The sequence below is a fragment of the Colwellia sp. F1 genome (assembly GCF_056238625.1).
In genome coordinates, this window is record NZ_JBWDLI010000007.1 from 61,576 (window position 1) to 78,879 (window position 17,304).

Genomic DNA, 17,304 nt, shown 5'->3' on the forward strand with positions numbered 1-17,304 from the left:
GTAAGCGCTTTAAGGAAATACCGACATATGCACAATGAAAAATTATATAAATTGGCTTTGCAATCGCCTAATTATACACAATGCATGGTTAAGTGTGATCTTTAATGAAAAACAGCTCATCTTCTTTGCCAACAGTTGTCAATAGAACGTCATTTAAAGTAATGATGGACACTATACATGCCTTATTGATGCGCGAATTAAAAACACGCTTTGGTACATCAAAACTCGGGTACTTTTGGGCTATTGCCGAACCGGTTGCACAAGCCGCAGTATTAGGTTTAATTTTTACCTTGTTGGGGCGACATAGCGTAGGCAATATTCCAATCGCATTATTTTTATTTACTGGTATTTTACCGTTTAAATTATTTGCTAAATTACTGCCTCAATTGTCGGCGGGTATTTCAGCTAATAAAGCCTTGTTTGCGTATCGGCAGGTGGCACCGATTGACCCGATAATTACACGACTAATAATAGAGGTGGCGACATACATCCTTGTGTATATCTTTATTATGTTATGTTTGGCGTGGTTAGGTTTTAGTGTCGTTCCTGATCAACCCTTGCCTTTGTTTATTGCTAATGCCTTGTTAATTTTATTGGGTACAGGGCTAGGAATAGCACTTTGTTCGGCTGTGCAATATTGGAAAGACACCCCTAAGCTACTGACCATGGTGTTATCACCGTTATTTTATTTATCAGGGGTATTTTATAGTGCAACCATGATCCCGCCAAAATATTGGTTTTTGTTAGATTGGAACCCACTATTCCACCTAATAGAGCTTAGCCGTGAAGCTTATTTTAAAACATACACCTCCCCAATAGGCAATTGGCTATATGTTTCTAGTTGCGCTTTAGTTGCTGTTGTTTTCGGCTTGAGTTTATACCGTATTAATCGTGTTAAGTTTGTTGCGCAATGATTGAACTGTCAGACTTTAGTAAATCTTTTTCAACCAAACAAGGGCGAAAATACGTTTTTAATAAAGTAAACCTAACGTTGCCCATGGATAAAAGTATTGGTGTTTTAGGGCCAAATGGCGCGGGTAAATCAACTTTTATTCGCCTGTTAGGCGGCGCTGATTATGCCACCACAGGTAAGGTTACTAGCACGCTTAAAATAAGTTGGCCACTTGGCTTACAAGGCGGACTACAAGGTTCAATGAGTGGGCGAGAAAACGTGCGTTTTGTCGCCCGTATTCATGGTTTTACCAATACTAAGATTATTGAAAAAAAGGTCGAGGCGTTTGCAGAGATAGGGATTTACTTTGATGAACCCGTGAAAAGTTATTCAAGTGGGATGAAAGCGCGCGTTGCTTTTGGTTTAACCATGGCGTTTGACTTTAACTTTGATGTCCTGCTAATTGACGAGCTCAGTGCGGTTGGCGATGCCAACTTTAGAAAAAAAAGTGAACAAATTCTTACAGAAAAATTTCAACAAACCAAAGTGATCATGGTAAATCATTCTTTGGGTGAATTGAAAAAATACTGCCAAGCAGGTTTATTGATAAAAAATCAAAAGCTGCTTTATTTTGACAACATTGATCACGCGATAGCGCAATATGAAAGGCATTATGTTAAAAAACACTAAACCACTGACGCCGATAGCGCGCAAAGTTATAAAATTAAAGAAGGCTCCTTTACAGTTTGTAAAAGACTCTACAGTGTACAAAAACACTGAACAAACGGCATATGCTACCTGGGGAAAGTTTGGTTCGTTTTTATTTGTGCTGATGGCTTCAGTGTTAATTATTGGTTATTACACGCTTGTGGCTTCTCCGCGTTATGTCAGCAGTGCTTTGTTTGTGGTTGAACAATCGAAAAATTCAAGTGTAAATTTAAGTGGTTTAGCTTCGTTAGGCGCGGCATCACCATCGAGTAAAGATGCCTATATTATCAAATCGTTTATTGAATCGAGTGAAATGGCTAAAATACTTGATGAAACATTAGGGTTAAAAGCGCACTACCAAAACAAAAAATGGGATTGGTTTAGTCGGTTAAAAACTAATAGCAACGTGGAAGCGTATAACCACTTTTATAAAGCTCACCTTGATGTAGTTTTTGATGAATTGTCTGGAATTGTACACGTTGAAATTCAAACCTTTATTCCAAGTTATTCAAAGCAGGTTGCCTTACAGATTTTACAGGCAAGTGAACAATTTATTAACCAACTCAGCACTAAAATGGTTGATGAACAACTCAATTACGCTAAGTCTGAAGTCAAGCGTGCTCATCAATCGTTAACAAGAGAGCAAACTAAGTTAATGTCGTTTCAAGATGAAAATCAATTAGCTAACCCTGAAAAACTAGGCGGTGCATTACTGGGTGCTGTTAATAAGCTTGAAGCGTCCATTATTCAGTTAGAGTCTGAATTGAAAGTATTATTAGCGTTTATGCAACCTAATGCATCAGATGTTGTTGTCAAAAAAAATCAAATTAATGCACTTAAAGCGCAATTAAGTGAAGAAAAAGCACGCTTAACGGCCAAAAACAGCGATTCACTAAATAAACTAAATGCCGTTTATCAAGAGATTAAATTTAATACTGAATTTGCGCTGCAATTATATAAAAGCTCGCTCACTGCTTTAGAAGCGGTAAGAGCAGATGCGTATCAAAACCTCAAACACTTATTAATAGTGCAAGCACCAAAGCTAGCAGAAGAAGCACAATACCCCAGACGCATTTACAGCATTATTACGTGGTTTATCTCATTACTACTTATTTATTTATTAGGAAGGCTGATCGTGGCAATTATTAAGGAACATTCAGCATGATAAAGGTGGCATTTTATTTTGCTTTGGCAATGTCTATCATAGGCAACAAAGCAATAGCGGTAACCTTAGCCCCCAGTGCTAGCGAACAAGAAATACCGCTATCTCAACCAAAAAACACCGCTACTATTTATGGTAGTTGGTTGTTTCAAGGAAACTTTTCCAAGGTTTCATTTAGTGGTTTTAACCCTAATTATGCTATTACGCAGGGTGACCAAATATTGGTGCAACTTTGGGGAGGAATTAATTTTCAAGGGCAACTAACCGTTGACGCTCACGGTAATATTTTTATCCCTAAAGTGGGGCCGGTTTTAGTGAGTGGTGTTAAAAACACTGAATTGAATAAGGTTGTAAAAAAATCAGTTGAACGCATTTACAAGGCGAATGTTGAGGTTTATGCCAATTTAGCCACCAGCCAAAAAGTAAAGGTATTTGTTGCTGGTACTGTGAAAGAGCCGGGGTTATATGAGGGGCAAAGCGCAGACAGTATATTGCGATTTATTGACCAGGCTGGCGGAATTAGAGCAGATATTGGTGGTTATCGTAATATTCAGCTTAAACGTAATAATAAGATCCTTAAAGCGTTTGATCTGTATGACTTTTTAACAACGGGTGAATTACCGGTACTCGCCATGCAAGAAGGTGATGTCATATTTGTAGGCGCTAAAAATGGCGAGGTGACTATTCAAGGTGATGTTGGCTTTGAAGGTAAGTTTGAAGTCAATCAAGCACAAACGTTATTAACCGATATATTAACGGCTGTGGCAATAAAAGAAAATGCAACCCATGTCACCATTGTTAATTCAAAGGGCACTGAGGGTGATGCAAAACAATACTTAATCAATGAGCTTAACAGCGCACGTGTAACACCGGGTAGTTTTATTAAAGTAAGCTCGCAAATACGTGCGAAAAGCATCAGTGTGGAAGTAATAGGTGAGCATAATTCGCAGCAAGAGTTTGTACTACCATGGGGCTCTACCCTGAGCGAATTAATCGCCAAAATAGACTTCACTTCTTTGTCAAATAAAAGTGCCATTCAGTTATACCGGCCATCAGTAGCACTACGCCAAAAAGCCATGTTATTAGAATCATTAAATTCCCTAGAGCAAAATGTACTCACCACACGCTCTCAAACTACAGAAGCGGCAAACTTACGCGGCACTGAAGCCGAAACAATATTGCAGTGGATTGAAAAAGCTAAAAAAATAGAGCCTAAAGGGCAAGTATTATTAACGCATTTAAGTAAAAACAACCCTATTTATTTACAACAAGGCGACAGAATAGTTATTCCCGCTCAACGTAATTTAGTCATGATCCACGGTGAGGTGCTATTTCCTACAGCTATTGCTTATCAAAAAAACTTATCGCCCACCGATTTTATAGACCAAGCTGGCGGAGCTATGGCTGATTTAAGTGATATGAATATTCTAATCATGAAGCCAAACGGTAGTGTAATTAGCGTTAATAAAAAAATTAACAGCAAGAAAATAATAACCGCAGGTGATGAGATTTTTGTTTTAGCAAAACCCGATGAAAAATCATTTCAATTAACCAAAGATATAACGCAAGTTATTTATCAAATAGCAGCGTCAGCCGCTGTGTTTCTGGCCATTTAAGGCGAGGTAATATGAAAATTAATCATGTAATGTCAGCAGATACTCCAAGCAGTATCTTTGATGCCATTCTTAATTACTTTAAGATTTATACTCATAAAATAGATTTTGTTGTTTCAATTAACCCCATTGAAGAGGCTGATATTTATCACTATCACCGGCCACATTTAGAAAAAAGATTGAAAGAAAATTCAGTGGTTACTGTTCACCATGATCTTACTGATGAAGATCCATGGTTAGATAAAAATGCCTTTATCAGTCGGTATCAAGAAAGTAAGCAAATAATTTGTTTAAACTCAAATCAAGCAGCTTTTTTAAACTCACGAGGGATAAATAACACCTCAATAATACCGCATGGTTACCGTGATGATCTATTTGAAGTAAAAGAAAAAAAGCGTAAAAAAACCTACAGCATTGGCATATTGTCTAAGCGATACGGGCGAAAAGTCAAAGGGGAAGCGTATCTTCTTGAACTTCTAAAGCGTGTAGACACGGCCAATGTACAGTTCATTTTGGTAGGGGAAAACCGACAAATAACTTATCAAAGAATGTTAAAAATGGGGATTAAAGCAAAAGTTTATGAACGTTTGCCTTATCGCCTTTTTGGAAATTTGTACGAGGAATTAGATGCACTTTTAGTGCTCAGCTATCATGAGGGTGGCCCAGCTAATGTGCCTGAAGCTATCGCTTCGGGCACGCCTTATATTGGGTTTAATGTTGGGATGGCAAGCGATTTGATTATTGATAAGCACAATGGTCGATTTTTTTCAGGTGACTTACACCACGATGCAAAAATATTTAATGCCTTGTTTGGTAAAGATAGACAAATTGAACAGCTTTCACATACTACTTATCACTTTAAATCAACCGCTTGTATAACGTGGCAAGAGTGTATTCAAAAAAACGTAGATGAATATATAAAAATAGTTAATCGCAATACGATACAAGTAAATGAGAGATAAGCATGAAGGTTATTTTAGCGGATGATACACATTTTCATACACGAAACTTTAATTCACTCTTTAGTTATTTTAAAAAAAATCAAATTGACGTGATTCATGCCAATGCGCCAAAAGAAATGATAAGCCTGTACGGTGATTATTTTGCTCATTCAAAAGCGCTAAGTGCCAGAGTAAGCAAATTGCGCCTTTTATCAGAACATGCACTTTTTGAGTATCGCTATGGCGGCCTGAATGTTTTCAAACTGTGCAAATTAGAGCTATTAAGCTTTGTTATGGCGAAGCCGCACTGGCGAGACTACCCCTTAGCTAATAATCTCAACGTTATCTTTAATAAGGCTTTTAATCACGACTATGAGGCCTTGTTACATAATATGGCAGCGGTGGAGTATTGGATTAATTGGTGGAAAAATCAATTAACAGCACTACCCCAAGCGCAATATGCTTGTATATTTTCAGGTAGTTTAATCTACGCTAAAGTGTTATTGGAGCTATTGAAAAAACGGGCATGTGATCCGTTAGTTTTTGAATCATTTTTCACCGGTAATGATTACTATTGTGAATGGAAATATGAACATATTCCTAACAATTCAGATTTAAAGTTTACAAGTTTTTATAACAGGATAGCCATCGATGAAGAGTCGTTTGAAAAAGATAAGATTAAAGCGACCAATAAAATATTATTAACTAAAAATAAAAATGTACAACAACCTAGCAGTCAAACTACCCGGTTATTTGAGGTAAATACCAAGACATTATTGATATTAGGACAAGTTATAAATGACTTTTCTATTTTAGGCGACAATAGGCAAGAGACTAACCTTAATGCTTTATCATTTTATAAAGAACTTATCGTAAAAACAATTAAAAAAACAGAGCTACAAATTATTTTTAAAGCGCATCCATGGGAGAGTAAAAAAAGAGGAATCGGGTATCCGTTAACAAAAACAGAGTTAACGCAGTACATTCAAACAACATTAACAGAAGCAGAGCAAAATAGAGTTAGAATCGTTGAAAACTATAATATCCATTCATTATTTGAACAAGCTGATTTTGTGGCTAGTTTGTGCTCTCAGTCCTCTATAGAAGCAGCATTTGAGGGACTAAAACCATTTCAGTTTGGCGATGCTTTCTACGGCAATAAAGGTTTTACCTATGATCTAAATAACATTGATGAGTTTTTAAACTGTTATGCAGAAAATAAATGCAATAAACAATTCGGTAAATTAACATTAAAAGAGTTTGATAAATTTGAACGTTTTTTAGTTAAATCATTATGTTATCACTTAGTATCAGTGCACCAGTCAGGGGAGTTACGGTTAGCAGAGATATTTAGTGAAACACCAACAATTAACATAGTGTCGAAAAAAACGGCTGTGCAAAAAGCAGTCGTGTTAGAGCCAACAAAAACGGCTGAAAATCTGTTTGTGCCAAACCCGTGCAGAATAAATAAAAAATTTAACAAGCTGATTAAACAACCTTACAATTTTTTTCGTGATAGTCATTTTATGTTTAGGCCAATTCGATTCTTTTTTAAAAAGAATCGATAAAGGATTATCGGTATTTATGACAATTTTGACGCGCTCTAACGGTATATTTAAACGTAAAACGTTAATTGAACATTGCTTCAAGCAAAAGCTATCATTACTTGATCAACATGAAACTCCTACTAGTGAGGATAGTGTTGTTGGTTGGGGGCTTAAGGCGAACACTAAAAAAGCCAAAGATTTTGCTGCTCTACATGGTTTGAAATATTTACATCTTGAAGATGGCTTTATTGGTTACTTAGGTCACCCAGCGCGTAAAGGCCACCCTGTCGGCTTAATTGCCGATGAATTAGGTATGTATTATGACGCACGCAAGCCTTCTATATTAGAGCACTATATTAAAGAGCCACTTGAAGAGCAGGCCGTTTGTAGAGCTAAAAAACTTATCCGAACTATGGTTGAAATAGGGGCGACGAAATATAACTGCTATCAATCAACGCAATTACCGGCCAGTATCATCGATAAATTATCGGTTAATCAAAGCGCTTGTATTTTAATTATAGACCAAGTAGCAGGTGATTTATCGGTTGCTGGTGCGATGGCTGATCAAAATAGCTTCATTAATATGGTGGCTCAAGCGAGAAAAAACCATCCAGATGCGCGGTTATTATTGCGCACTCATCCTGATACCCGTTTAGGAAAAAAGAAAGGGGTATTAGCTAAATTGTGGCAGCAGGGTAAAGTAGATGGTGTTGAGATCATTGATGAAAACTGTCATCCGCATGCGCTAATTAATGTGGTAGAGGCGGTCTATACCGTTTCATCTCAAATGGGGTTTGAGGCATTGCTTTTACAAAAACCCGTGTATTGTTTTGGCTTACCTTTTTACGCTGGTTGGGGCTTAACCCATGATGCGTTGGTGTGTGAACGTAGAGGGCAAGCAACCATTGAACAATTAGTTTATGCAGCCTTAATAAAGTACTCTACCTATTACGATCCCATTAAAAACCAAGCTTGTGAACTGGAAGAATTACTAGATATTATTGGCAATCAATATAATAAACACACGCCATATTCTCGTTTATATCTGGTTGGTTTTTCGCTCTGGAAACGTGCGTTTATGCAGCACTTTTGTCGTCATTTAGCACTGGATCTTAAGTTTGTTCGTACATTACCAAAGCATATAAAAAAAGATGAGCATATATTGGTTTGGGGCGCTAAACATCCTGAATTAACACCTTGTATAAGGGTGGAAGACGGTTTTATTCGCTCTAGTGGTTTGGGGGTCAATTTATGTCGGCCATCTTCGTTGTCGTTTGATAAGCAAGGCATTTACTTTAATAGTCGAGTGCAGTCTGGTTTAGAGAAGATGTTAAATACCTGCACACTCTCAAAAAGTAATATCAGTAGAGCCGATGCGCTCATACAGCTTATTCGGGCTTCAGGGGTGAGTAAGTACAATGTAGGCCAGGTAAGCCAGTTTAACCGGCCGGTTGATAACAAAAAAGTTATTTTAGTGGTAGGCCAAGTTGATGGCGATGCATCAATCTTAACTGGTAGTCCTTATATAAAGAGCAATGAAGCATTATTAACCGCGGTACAACAAGCCAACCCCCATGCTTATATTATTTATAAACCACACCCAGATGTTGTTTCAGGTAATAGGGCGGGGCATATCTCGAAGGATTGTTTAGCCACTTGTACTAACCAGGTTGTTACTGATTTACCATTAACGAGCTTATACCCATACATTGACGAGCTACATACAATGACCTCGCTAAGTGGCTTTGAGGCTTTAATACAAAATGTGAATGTACATACATGGGGACAACCTTTTTATGCTTGTTGGGGCTTAACCGTTGACCATTACCCTTTAACCAGAAGAAAAGCAAAACGTACATTACAAGAGCTGGTATATATCTCGTTGATTGAGTATCCGGTATATATTGATTGGGACACAGGGCTTTGGAGCAGCCCTGAATCGTTAATTGCCAAAATAGCGAAAACAAACAATACCGATGTTAAAAAAGTACCATGGTTAGTACGCTCTAAAATAAAAATGAGTTATTTTTTGGAAATGTTTAAATAATTAGCTGGTTTTGGTAAGGCTGAAAGCGTTGTTGATACCCAATAAAAATATGCGCTTATGCTCACGAGCGTAGAGCGCATATTATCAAATACACTAATAATCGATTATTTATTATGGCGCTCTTGCAATACTGCCATGACTTCGCTTAAATCAATTTTTTGATCCGCAAGTAATACCAAGGTGTGATAAAACAAGTCAGCACATTCACCTAATAAGTCATCTTTGGTTTCAGCAACGGCAGCTAGTGCAACCTCAACACCTTCTTCACCTACTTTTTGTGCCATTTTTGTTGTGCCACGTGAAAATAAGTGTGCAGTGTAGCTTTCTTTAGGATTGTCACCTTTTCGGCTAGCAATTACTTGTTCAAGTTGGCTTAAAAAGTTTTGTGTTGTTAGCTTTTGTTCAGGGAAACAAGACTCTGTACCTAAATGGCAGCTTGGGCCTATTGGCGTACAAGCAATTAATAAGCTGTCTTGATCGCAATCACTCAGCACTTGTTCAACATTTAGAAAGTTGCCTGAAGTTTCTCCTTTTACCCATAATGCTTGTTTTGAACGACTATAAAACGTTGCTTTACCTGAGTCGAGCGTAGCCGCTAATGATTCTTGGCTCATATAACCTTGCATTAACACCGCGCCAGTAGCGCTATGTTGAATGATGGCAGGAATAAGATTGTCCATTTTCTGCCATGCTAATGTGTTCATATTCTCTTTATTTACTAGCATGGTCTTACCTCAATGCCTTGTGATTTTAAGTATGTTTTTAATTCATCTATCGGGATGACACCTTTATGAAAAACTGACGCAGCAAGTGCGCCGTCAACATCTGCTTGTTGATAAACGTCAGAAAAATGCGCTATGGTACCCGCACCACCTGACGCAATTAATGGCACATTACAAACGGCACGTGCTTTTTTCAGTTGTTCAATATCGTAACCTTGACGAACACCGTCTTGGTTCATGCAGTTAAGTACAATTTCACCGGCACCTAAACTGACAACTTTTTCTATCCAGTCAAAGGTGGTCCAAGTCGTTTTTTGAGTGCGATTTTCATCACCCGTAAATTGATAAACTTGATAAGTACCTGTGTCTTTGTCATAAAAACTGTCAATACCAACAACCACGCATTGTTGACCGAAATGATCAGCCAGACGAGAAATTAAGGAAGGGTCACGCAGAGCAGGGGAGTTGATGCTTATTTTATCTGCGCCCATCATTAATATTTCTTTTGCATCCGCTTCACTTTTAATCCCCCCAGCAACGCAAAAAGGAATATCAATGACTTGCGCGATACGGCTAACCCAACTTTTATCCACCACGCGGCCATCAGAGCTGGCGGTAATATCATAAAAAACTAATTCATCAGCACCTGCTTCGGCGTACTTTTGTGCTAAAGGAACAATGTCACCAATAATTTCATGGTTTCTAAACTGTACGCCTTTGACCACTTTACCATCACGAACGTCTAAACAAGGAATTATGCGTTTGGCCAGCATGCGATCGCCTCCTCAAGGGTAAATTTACCTTCTAGCAAAGAGCGACCTAAGATAACACCGCTAACGCCTGAGCCAATTAATGCTTTTATATCATCTAGGCTGCCAATGCCGCCTGAAGCTTGCCATTGAATGCTGGGGTATTTTTGACAAAGCTCAATGTAAAGGTCAACATTTGAGCCTGACAAGGTACCGTCTTTTGAAATGTCAGTACATAAAATATGTTTAATGCCGGCAGCAATATAAGCATCAAGCAAATCTTCTAAGTTAACACCACTGTCTTTAATCCAGCCGTGGGTTGGGAGTGTTTTATTGCCTTGCTCATCAATTTTAATGTCGAGTGCTAAAACAATTTTTTCACCGCCGTAAGTTTTTAACCATTCAATCACTAATTCAGGTTGTTTAATGGCCAATGAGCCAATAACTACCCGTGTTGCGCCTAACTCTAGTAACTGCTTTACGTCATCTTCGCAGCGAACACCACCACCAACTTGCGTTATCATAGTTGCATGGTTTACGACGGTTTTAAGTGTTGATAATTGGCGTTTTGTGCTGTCTTTTGCGCCATCTAAATCAACAAAGTGCATTACGGTTGCGCCTGATTTTGCATAAGCTTGCTGACGTTCTTGTACTGTGGTGTTGTAATTGGTTTTTTGGTCATAGTCGCCTTGATACAGACGAACAACTTCGCCATTAATTAAGTCTATCGCGGGGATCATCATAATGGGCTTAACTCCGATTTCATTTGTGAAGCGTCGAGCTCTAAAAAGTTTTGAATAATTTTACTGCCTAATTCACCTGAACGCTCTGGGTGAAATTGACAGCCAATAAAATTGCCTTTGCCGATAATGGCTGAAAATTCGCTACCATACTCACAGCTTGCCAAGGTATATTCGCTAATAGGCGCGGCAAAGCTGTGGACAAAATAAAAATAGTCGCCCACGTTAATGCCTTTTAATACAGGGTGATCAACAACCTGAGTTAAGGTGTTCCAGCCCATATGTGGTAAACGGTTATCTTGGGCGTTCAGTGGGGCAATTTTTGTTGGGATCATGCCTAAACATTCAATCGCTTTATTTTTGCCGCCTTCAGGTGACGATTTTGTCATTAACTGCATACCTAAACAAAAACCTAATACAGGTTGAGTTAAATTTTGTAAGGTGGTTACTAAGTCTTTTGCAATAATATTGGCCATGGCATGCTTAGCATTACCTACCCCTGGAAAAATGACTTTGTCAGCGGCTTTAATTTGTTCAATGTCATCGGTGATTGTTGCGGTAAAGCCAATACGTTCAATTGCAAATTTCACTGAGGATAAATTAGCGCAACCTGTGTCAACAATGACATTGTTACCTTTGTTAGAGGTAATACTTCCCATTATAAAGTTCCCTTTGAACTAGGTAATTCATCACCTTCAACTTTAATTGCTTGGCCGAGTGCGCGGCCAAATACTTTAAATAAGCTTTCAACTTGGTGATGGCAATTACCTTCACTGGTCGAAAGGTGTAAAGTAATTAGCATGGAGTCAGCTAACGAGCGGAAAAAGTGAGAAACCATTTGCGTAGACATGGTGCCAACATGCTCTGAGGTAAAGTTAGCGTCAAATTTAAACCAAGGACGTCCAGATAAGTCCATAGTACATTCTGCGCGACATTCGTCCATAGGCAATACAAAGCCAAAGCGTGCAATACCGCGTTTATTGCCTAAGGCTTCTCTTAATGCTTGTCCTAACGCCAGTGCAGTATCTTCAACACTGTGGTGATCATCAATGTGGTAGTCACCTGTTACTTTACATTGCAAATTAAAGCCGCCGTGGGTACATATTTGATCTAGCATGTGATCAAAGAAGCCTAGGCCAGTATCAATATTACTCCCACCTTTTTTGTCTAAGTTAACGCTAATGGTAATATCGGTTTCTTTGGTTGTTCTGGTAATGGTCGCCGTGCGCGGTTTTTCTAATGCTGACAGTATTTGCTCACTCACTTGTGACCAATTACAGTTATTTCGGTCATATTTTATACCCACAATACCCATGTTAGCGGCTAAGCCTAAATCGGTTTCTCTGTCGCCAATAACATAAGAGTTGGTGAAGTCTACAAGGCCTTGTTGTAAGTAATCACTTACTAAACCAAGCTTAGGTTTGCGGCAGCTACAGTTGTCTTCTTCAAAGTGTGGGCATAATAAGGTGTCTTGAAAGTAAACCCCTTGCGAGGCAAAAATTGCCATCATTTTGTTGTGGGCTAGGTCAAAATCAGCTTGTGGAAAACTGTCTGTGCCTAATCCGTCTTGGTTTGACACCATTACTAAAGTAAAGCCTTTTGCTTGTAGCTTTAGTAATTCGGTAATAACGTTTGGCTCAAAAACTAGCTTCTCTAAGGTATCAAGTTGTTTATCAATTGCAGGCTCTTCTACTAAAGTGCCGTCTCGGTCAATAAATAATATTTTCTGTTGTTTGTTGCTCATCATAATACTTCTTTAAGTTGTGCTATTTCTTGTTCATTGCCAATACTTATGCGTAAACAGTTTTCTAGCTGCATTTGGGTTGATTGATCACGGATTAAAATATTATTAATCACTAATAAATCAAAAATTCGTGTTTTTTCATGCTCATTGATACAACGAAATAAAACAAAATTAGCATCGCTCGCAAATACTTCACTACACCAAGGTTGTTCGTTAAGCCAAGCAGACAAGCTTGCTTTGGTTATGTTGCAAGCTTTAACGCGTTCGGTCATTGTTGTCAAATCAGCGCTAAGCGCGACACTGGCAATTTCAGCTACAGGTGCTGAAATCGGGTAAGGCGCAATAACTTTACTCAGCAAGCTAATAATGTCGCTATTTGCTAAGGTAAAACCACATCTAAGCCCTGCTAGTGCAAAAGCTTTTGATAAGGTTCTTAGTATAATAACATTGTTATACTTATTAAGCAGCGCTGTGTTTGTTTGCTCGGGAGAAAATTCAATATAGGCTTCGTCGACTACCACTACCGCAGTTTCTTTGAATAATTCAATAGCTTGAATTATTTCTTCTTTGGGTAATATGTTGCCAGTAGGGTTTCCGGGGGAACATAAAAAAACGACCTTCACCTTGCCAACTTGTTGCTGCATGCTTTGAAGGTCAAGCGTGTTATTTTTAAGGGGGACTTTAACAATACCAGCACCGTGATTTTCAGCGCTAATGGCATACATGCCATAAGTTGGCGGGCAAATTAATATGTTGTCTTGATAAGCGCGACAGAAGCTGCGAATAATCAATTCAATGCCTTCATCAGCACCACGTGTTGCCAATATTTGTGAGCGTTTGAGACCACAATAATGACTGTAAGCATTAAGTAGGTTATCTGGTTGAAAATCAGGGTAACGATTTACATTTTCGCTACTCACTTGATACTCCCCTGTGCCGGGTGCTTCATTAGCATTAAGCCATATTTTTTTATTTGCTTGGCTCGATTGGTCGCCACTTGCAAATAGCCTGCGGGCAGACTGATAGGGGACCATGTCAACGAGTTCTTTTCGTGCCAACTTATTGATGATTGACATTTTATTTGTTTTCCTCTAAACGTATAGTTACCGCTCTTTGGTGAGCATCTAAGCCTTCTGCGTCGGTTAATTCAATAATACACTCAGCTAAGCTTGCTAAACCCTTTTTACTGATTTCTTGTACCGTAAAGCGGCGAGAAAAGTCTGCGAGTGACAAGCTTGAAATCACTTTTGAATAACCATAAGTGGGTAGCACGTGGTTTGTGCCACTGGCGTAATCACCGGCAGACTCTGGCGTGTAGGGACCAACAAAAATAGATCCAGCATTACGTAATTCTGCTAACAATGTTTGTGCATTCTCTGTTTGAATGATCAAATGCTCAGGGCCATAAATATTTGAAACTTCCACAGCTTGTGCTAAATCTTTGGTTAGTATTAATCGAGACTGTTTTAGTGCCTGTGCCGCGATATCTTGCCTTGATAACTGTGTGAGTTGTTGCTCAAGCTCAGTGGTTACTTTAGTGATTAGCTGTTTGCTGTCAGTTAATAAAATAACTTGGCTGTCAGGGCCGTGCTCAGCTTGAGATAGTAAATCAGCGGCGATAAACGCAGGGTTGGCTTGTTCATCGCCAATCACTAATACTTCAGAAGGGCCGGCGGGCATGTCGATTGCAAAACCAGCAACTTGTTGGGAAAGTTGTTTTTTTGCTTCAGTAACATAACGATTTCCAGGACCAAATACTTTATTAACAGCAGGAATTGTTTGCGTACCATACGCTAAAGCAGCAATGGCTTGAGCACCACCGACTGTGTAAATTTCGGTTATGCCACAAAGGGCGGCAGCGACTAATATTTCATCGGCTAACTGGCCATTTCTATTGGGCGGACAAACTAATACTGTGCGTTTGCAGCCGGTAAGTTGGGCGGGGACACCTAGCATTAATACGGTTGATGGTAAGGGGGCACTGCCAGCTGGAATATATAAACCGACACTTTCAATGGCTTCGGTTTTTAATGTGCAGCGCACACCAGGGCAAGTTTCAACGAAAATGTCTTGCGGGGTTTGCGCACTGTGAAAGCGTTTTATCTGTTCGTAGGCAGTATTTATGGCTTTTAGGCGTTTGTCTGACAAGGCTAGTTCTGCTTGTGCAACTTGCTCAGCGGTAACCGTTAAACTCGATAAAGCAATACCGTCAAATTGCTCCGTTAAGTCATATAGTGCTTTATCACCTTGATGCTGCACACGTGATAAAATATTAGCAACTTGGGTTGATAAAAGTGCATTGTCGGCTATCGCAGGGCGAGAGAGGGCATCTTTTTTCTGCTGTGTTGATATGGTTTGCCAGTCTATTATTTGGGTGCTCATAAATGTCTCTAATTTTTACGGTAGGCGGTAACTTGTCCGCGCGGTAAGTTATTCATAAGGTTAATTGCGTGATTAATATCTCGCCTACGTTAAAGTATTGTCAGTGAATATTAAAAGTCTGGGTTAACCCATCATCTTTTCAATTGGCATTACCAGTATTGAGTTACAACCGAGTGCTTTTAACTCTTCCATTGTTTCCCAAAAAAATGTTTCAGTAGCAACAACGTGTACGGCGACTAAATCATCACGGCCAGCTAAAGGTAAAATCGTTGGGGTTTCTTCCCCTGGCATAAGTGCGCTCACTTCATTTATTTTGTCTTTTGGTGCATGCAACATGATGTACTTGCTTTCTTTTGCTTTCATCACGCCGCGAATACGTGGCAATAAAGTATCTAAAATGTCTTGTTTTTCGCTACCTAAAGGCTCAGAGCGTTGAATAAGTGAGGCTTTAGAGCGAAACACTTCGGCAACCTCTTTTAAACCATTGGCTTCAAGTGTTGCGCCAGTTGACACTAAATCACAAATACCGTCAGCTAAGCCAACTCTTGGCGCTACTTCAACAGAGCCTTTTAATAAGCAAAACTCAACCTTAATGCCATTTTCTTTGGCAAAACGATTCAATAATTGAGGGTAAGTTGTGGCAAAACGTAATCCATTTAAACACTGTAACCCTGTGTAGTTAAACTCTTCAGGCATGGCAATTGAAAAGCGACAACCGCCGAAATTTAAAGCGGTGGTTTTAATGTAACTATTTTTGCTACCAATCAGTGCACGTGATAATTCTTCTTCTTCAAGGGTGTTGTCACCTACAATGCCTAAATCGCAAACGCCATCCATTACTAGACCGGGGATATCGCTGCTACGAACGCGCATAATGTCAACCGGCATATTGCTAACATGTGCAATTAAACGTCGGTCGCTAACATTGAGTTTTAATCCACAACGTTTAAATAATGCTTGAGTGTCATCACTAAGTCGTCCTGATTTTTGCATGGCTATGCGTAAGCGTGGCGCGGGTGTTGTCATCTGTTTAATTCCTATTATAAGTTTTTAATGCTAAAAATTTGTATATACAATTTTCAGGGGCATAAAATGAGAAAACCCCCGAAAGATTGACAGCTCTTTCGGGGGTTTATAAATATAATGCTTAAGTTTATACCACGAAAAAGCGTATGCCCTTCGTAGTTTTTATTATTTATTTGAAATAATAAAAGACCTGAACGGGCAGTTCCATATGATGGTGGTGTCGGTTGTTCAAGTTAAAGGTCATAATGTGTTAAACTTAAGGTTAATGAATGATTAATGTATCTGTAGTGCTAGGGTACTGATAAACCAATAAAGCTTCAAGGAATAAATAACTTTTTTTATGATAATTTGTTCTATGGTAGTTTTGTTCTAGGTATTGACGTTAGGTAGGGAGTGCTTGCTTTTATCTGCACTAGCGTCGTTTAACCCTTTTATCTCCTTTAAACCTGACAAGAGATTAAAGGTTTTTGCCCAATAACCGATATAAGATACAACAAGTGAGTAGTTTTAATGCTTGTTTCAACGTTCAACCCGCTTAAGGGAAGTAATATTATTTATAAGATGTTATAACCTGTAGATGAGGATGTATGGATATTTTTACCACAGCATTAACGCGCGTAGTGCAAGTGCCTATTAAGCCAGCGAATAGTAAAATAAAAGCACTATCAAAAATGACCAGTACTGGCGCATTAAATGACGATTTAGATCATCTTGAAAATCATGATTCGTATTTCAATAAAAAGCGTGTTGATAAAAAAAATCCCGAAGAGCAGCCTAACAAAGGCAAAAAAAACGAGGAAGATAGCCCGGAAAACAAACATAAAGCCGAGGTTAATCCAAGTGGAACTAATATTAATGATGCTCAAGAAGAAACACGTTCGCGTAAAAATTCAGACCATGTTGCTGGAAGTGATACTGATGGCATTAGTGTATCTAAAGATGGTGTAAAGCATTTAGATATTTATATTTAGTGGGTTGATACCCCCTGGTTTATCGCCTAGTGCTTTCTTATTTAAAAAGGGTGTGGCTTT

At 38.8% G+C, this 17,304-nt stretch carries 16 protein-coding genes; 8 read left to right on the forward strand and 8 right to left on the reverse strand.

Annotated elements, in window-relative coordinates; translation table 11 throughout:
* Positions 1-104: 104 nt before the first annotated feature.
* The 7 genes from AC0UA9_RS08215 to AC0UA9_RS08245 are packed head-to-tail and all read left to right on the forward strand — an operon-like array spanning position 105 to position 8,910.
* A complete protein-coding gene (locus AC0UA9_RS08215; RefSeq protein WP_475659207.1) occupies positions 105-914 on the forward strand; it encodes an ABC transporter permease in 810 nt (269 codons plus the stop codon).
* A complete protein-coding gene (locus AC0UA9_RS08220; protein ID WP_475659208.1) occupies positions 911-1,582 on the forward strand; it encodes an ABC transporter ATP-binding protein in 672 nt (223 codons plus the stop codon). Before AC0UA9_RS08215 ends, AC0UA9_RS08220 begins: the two co-directional genes overlap by 4 nt.
* Complete coding sequence (locus tag AC0UA9_RS08225) at positions 1,566-2,765, forward strand: KpsE/RkpR family capsule polysaccharide export protein (protein WP_475659209.1); 1,200 nt, start codon at positions 1,566-1,568, stop codon at positions 2,763-2,765. Before AC0UA9_RS08220 ends, AC0UA9_RS08225 begins: the two co-directional genes overlap by 17 nt.
* Positions 2,762-4,378: a polysaccharide biosynthesis/export family protein gene (locus tag AC0UA9_RS08230; RefSeq protein ID WP_475659210.1), complete on the forward strand. Its 1,617-nt coding sequence runs from the start codon at positions 2,762-2,764 to the stop codon at positions 4,376-4,378. Before AC0UA9_RS08225 ends, AC0UA9_RS08230 begins: the two co-directional genes overlap by 4 nt.
* 11 nt (positions 4,379-4,389) lie before the next feature.
* Complete coding sequence (locus AC0UA9_RS08235) at positions 4,390-5,337, forward strand: glycosyltransferase (RefSeq protein ID WP_475659211.1); 948 nt, start codon at positions 4,390-4,392, stop codon at positions 5,335-5,337.
* Positions 5,338-5,339: 2 nt separating this feature from the next.
* Positions 5,340-6,884, forward strand: a complete 1,545-nt coding sequence (locus AC0UA9_RS08240; protein ID WP_475659212.1) for a capsular polysaccharide export protein, LipB/KpsS family — start codon at positions 5,340-5,342, stop codon at positions 6,882-6,884.
* Between the two features lie 16 nt (positions 6,885-6,900).
* Positions 6,901-8,910, forward strand: coding sequence for a capsular polysaccharide biosynthesis protein (locus AC0UA9_RS08245; RefSeq protein WP_475659213.1), 2,010 nt, complete (start codon positions 6,901-6,903; stop codon positions 8,908-8,910).
* Positions 8,911-9,014: 104 nt separating this feature from the next.
* Here the strand turns inward: AC0UA9_RS08245 and hisIE are convergent, their stop codons facing one another.
* The 8 genes from hisIE to hisG all read right to left on the reverse strand — a co-directional run bounded on the left by hisIE (position 9,015) and on the right by hisG (position 16,273).
* Positions 9,015-9,635: a bifunctional phosphoribosyl-AMP cyclohydrolase/phosphoribosyl-ATP diphosphatase HisIE gene (gene hisIE, locus AC0UA9_RS08250; RefSeq protein WP_475659214.1), complete on the reverse strand. Its 621-nt coding sequence runs from the start codon at positions 9,633-9,635 to the stop codon at positions 9,015-9,017.
* Positions 9,629-10,405 carry an imidazole glycerol phosphate synthase subunit HisF gene (hisF, locus tag AC0UA9_RS08255; RefSeq protein WP_475659215.1) on the reverse strand — a complete coding sequence of 259 codons (777 nt, stop codon included), beginning with the start codon at positions 10,403-10,405 and terminating at the stop codon, positions 9,629-9,631. Before hisF ends, hisIE begins: the two co-directional genes overlap by 7 nt.
* Positions 10,387-11,124: a 1-(5-phosphoribosyl)-5-[(5-phosphoribosylamino)methylideneamino]imidazole-4-carboxamide isomerase gene (gene hisA / locus AC0UA9_RS08260; RefSeq protein ID WP_475659216.1), complete on the reverse strand. Its 738-nt coding sequence runs from the start codon at positions 11,122-11,124 to the stop codon at positions 10,387-10,389. Before hisA ends, hisF begins: the two co-directional genes overlap by 19 nt.
* On the reverse strand, positions 11,121-11,780 hold the full coding sequence (hisH, locus tag AC0UA9_RS08265; protein WP_475659217.1) for an imidazole glycerol phosphate synthase subunit HisH: 660 nt from the start codon (positions 11,778-11,780) through the stop codon (positions 11,121-11,123). The genes hisA and hisH overlap by 4 nt, the downstream gene beginning before the upstream one ends.
* Positions 11,780-12,865 (reverse strand): bifunctional histidinol-phosphatase/imidazoleglycerol-phosphate dehydratase HisB, encoded by a 1,086-nt coding sequence (gene hisB / locus AC0UA9_RS08270; RefSeq protein WP_475659352.1) that lies wholly within the window; start codon positions 12,863-12,865, stop codon positions 11,780-11,782. The genes hisH and hisB overlap by 1 nt, the downstream gene beginning before the upstream one ends.
* Positions 12,865-13,941 (reverse strand): histidinol-phosphate transaminase, encoded by a 1,077-nt coding sequence (gene hisC, locus AC0UA9_RS08275; protein ID WP_475659218.1) that lies wholly within the window; start codon positions 13,939-13,941, stop codon positions 12,865-12,867. Before hisC ends, hisB begins: the two co-directional genes overlap by 1 nt.
* Position 13,942: 1 nt before the next feature.
* Positions 13,943-15,247 (reverse strand): histidinol dehydrogenase, encoded by a 1,305-nt coding sequence (gene hisD / locus AC0UA9_RS08280; RefSeq protein ID WP_475659219.1) that lies wholly within the window; start codon positions 15,245-15,247, stop codon positions 13,943-13,945.
* A gap of 123 nt (positions 15,248-15,370) precedes the next feature.
* Positions 15,371-16,273, reverse strand: a complete 903-nt coding sequence (hisG, locus tag AC0UA9_RS08285) for an ATP phosphoribosyltransferase (RefSeq protein ID WP_475659220.1) — start codon at positions 16,271-16,273, stop codon at positions 15,371-15,373.
* A 587-nt stretch (positions 16,274-16,860) separates the two neighbouring features.
* Here hisG and AC0UA9_RS08290 point away from each other — a divergent pair.
* A complete protein-coding gene (locus AC0UA9_RS08290; protein ID WP_475659221.1) occupies positions 16,861-17,244 on the forward strand; it encodes a hypothetical protein in 384 nt (127 codons plus the stop codon).
* Positions 17,245-17,304 lie beyond the last annotated feature (60 nt).

Excerpts from the sequence above, each read along its gene's own strand:
- hisG (WP_475659220.1), bottom strand. The coding sequence starts at position 16,273 with ATGACAACACCCGCGCCACGCTTACGCATAGCCATGCAAAAATCAGGA.
- AC0UA9_RS08215 (WP_475659207.1), top strand. The coding sequence starts at position 105 with ATGAAAAACAGCTCATCTTCTTTGCCAACAGTTGTCAATAGAACGTCA.
- hisB (WP_475659352.1), bottom strand. The coding sequence starts at position 12,865 with ATGAGCAACAAACAACAGAAAATATTATTTATTGACCGAGACGGCACT.
- AC0UA9_RS08230 (WP_475659210.1), top strand. The coding sequence starts at position 2,762 with ATGATAAAGGTGGCATTTTATTTTGCTTTGGCAATGTCTATCATAGGC.
- hisH (WP_475659217.1), bottom strand. The coding sequence starts at position 11,780 with ATGGGAAGTATTACCTCTAACAAAGGTAACAATGTCATTGTTGACACA.
- hisIE (WP_475659214.1), bottom strand. The coding sequence starts at position 9,635 with ATGCTAGTAAATAAAGAGAATATGAACACATTAGCATGGCAGAAAATG.
- hisA (WP_475659216.1), bottom strand. The coding sequence starts at position 11,124 with ATGATGATCCCCGCGATAGACTTAATTAATGGCGAAGTTGTTCGTCTG.
- AC0UA9_RS08245 (WP_475659213.1), top strand. The coding sequence starts at position 6,901 with ATGACAATTTTGACGCGCTCTAACGGTATATTTAAACGTAAAACGTTA.
- AC0UA9_RS08290 (WP_475659221.1), top strand. The coding sequence starts at position 16,861 with ATGGATATTTTTACCACAGCATTAACGCGCGTAGTGCAAGTGCCTATT.
- AC0UA9_RS08240 (WP_475659212.1), top strand. The coding sequence starts at position 5,340 with ATGAAGGTTATTTTAGCGGATGATACACATTTTCATACACGAAACTTT.
- AC0UA9_RS08235 (WP_475659211.1), top strand. The coding sequence starts at position 4,390 with ATGAAAATTAATCATGTAATGTCAGCAGATACTCCAAGCAGTATCTTT.
- hisC (WP_475659218.1), bottom strand. The coding sequence starts at position 13,941 with ATGTCAATCATCAATAAGTTGGCACGAAAAGAACTCGTTGACATGGTC.
- hisF (WP_475659215.1), bottom strand. The coding sequence starts at position 10,405 with ATGCTGGCCAAACGCATAATTCCTTGTTTAGACGTTCGTGATGGTAAA.
- hisD (WP_475659219.1), bottom strand. The coding sequence starts at position 15,247 with ATGAGCACCCAAATAATAGACTGGCAAACCATATCAACACAGCAGAAA.
- AC0UA9_RS08220 (WP_475659208.1), top strand. The coding sequence starts at position 911 with ATGATTGAACTGTCAGACTTTAGTAAATCTTTTTCAACCAAACAAGGG.
- AC0UA9_RS08225 (WP_475659209.1), top strand. The coding sequence starts at position 1,566 with ATGTTAAAAAACACTAAACCACTGACGCCGATAGCGCGCAAAGTTATA.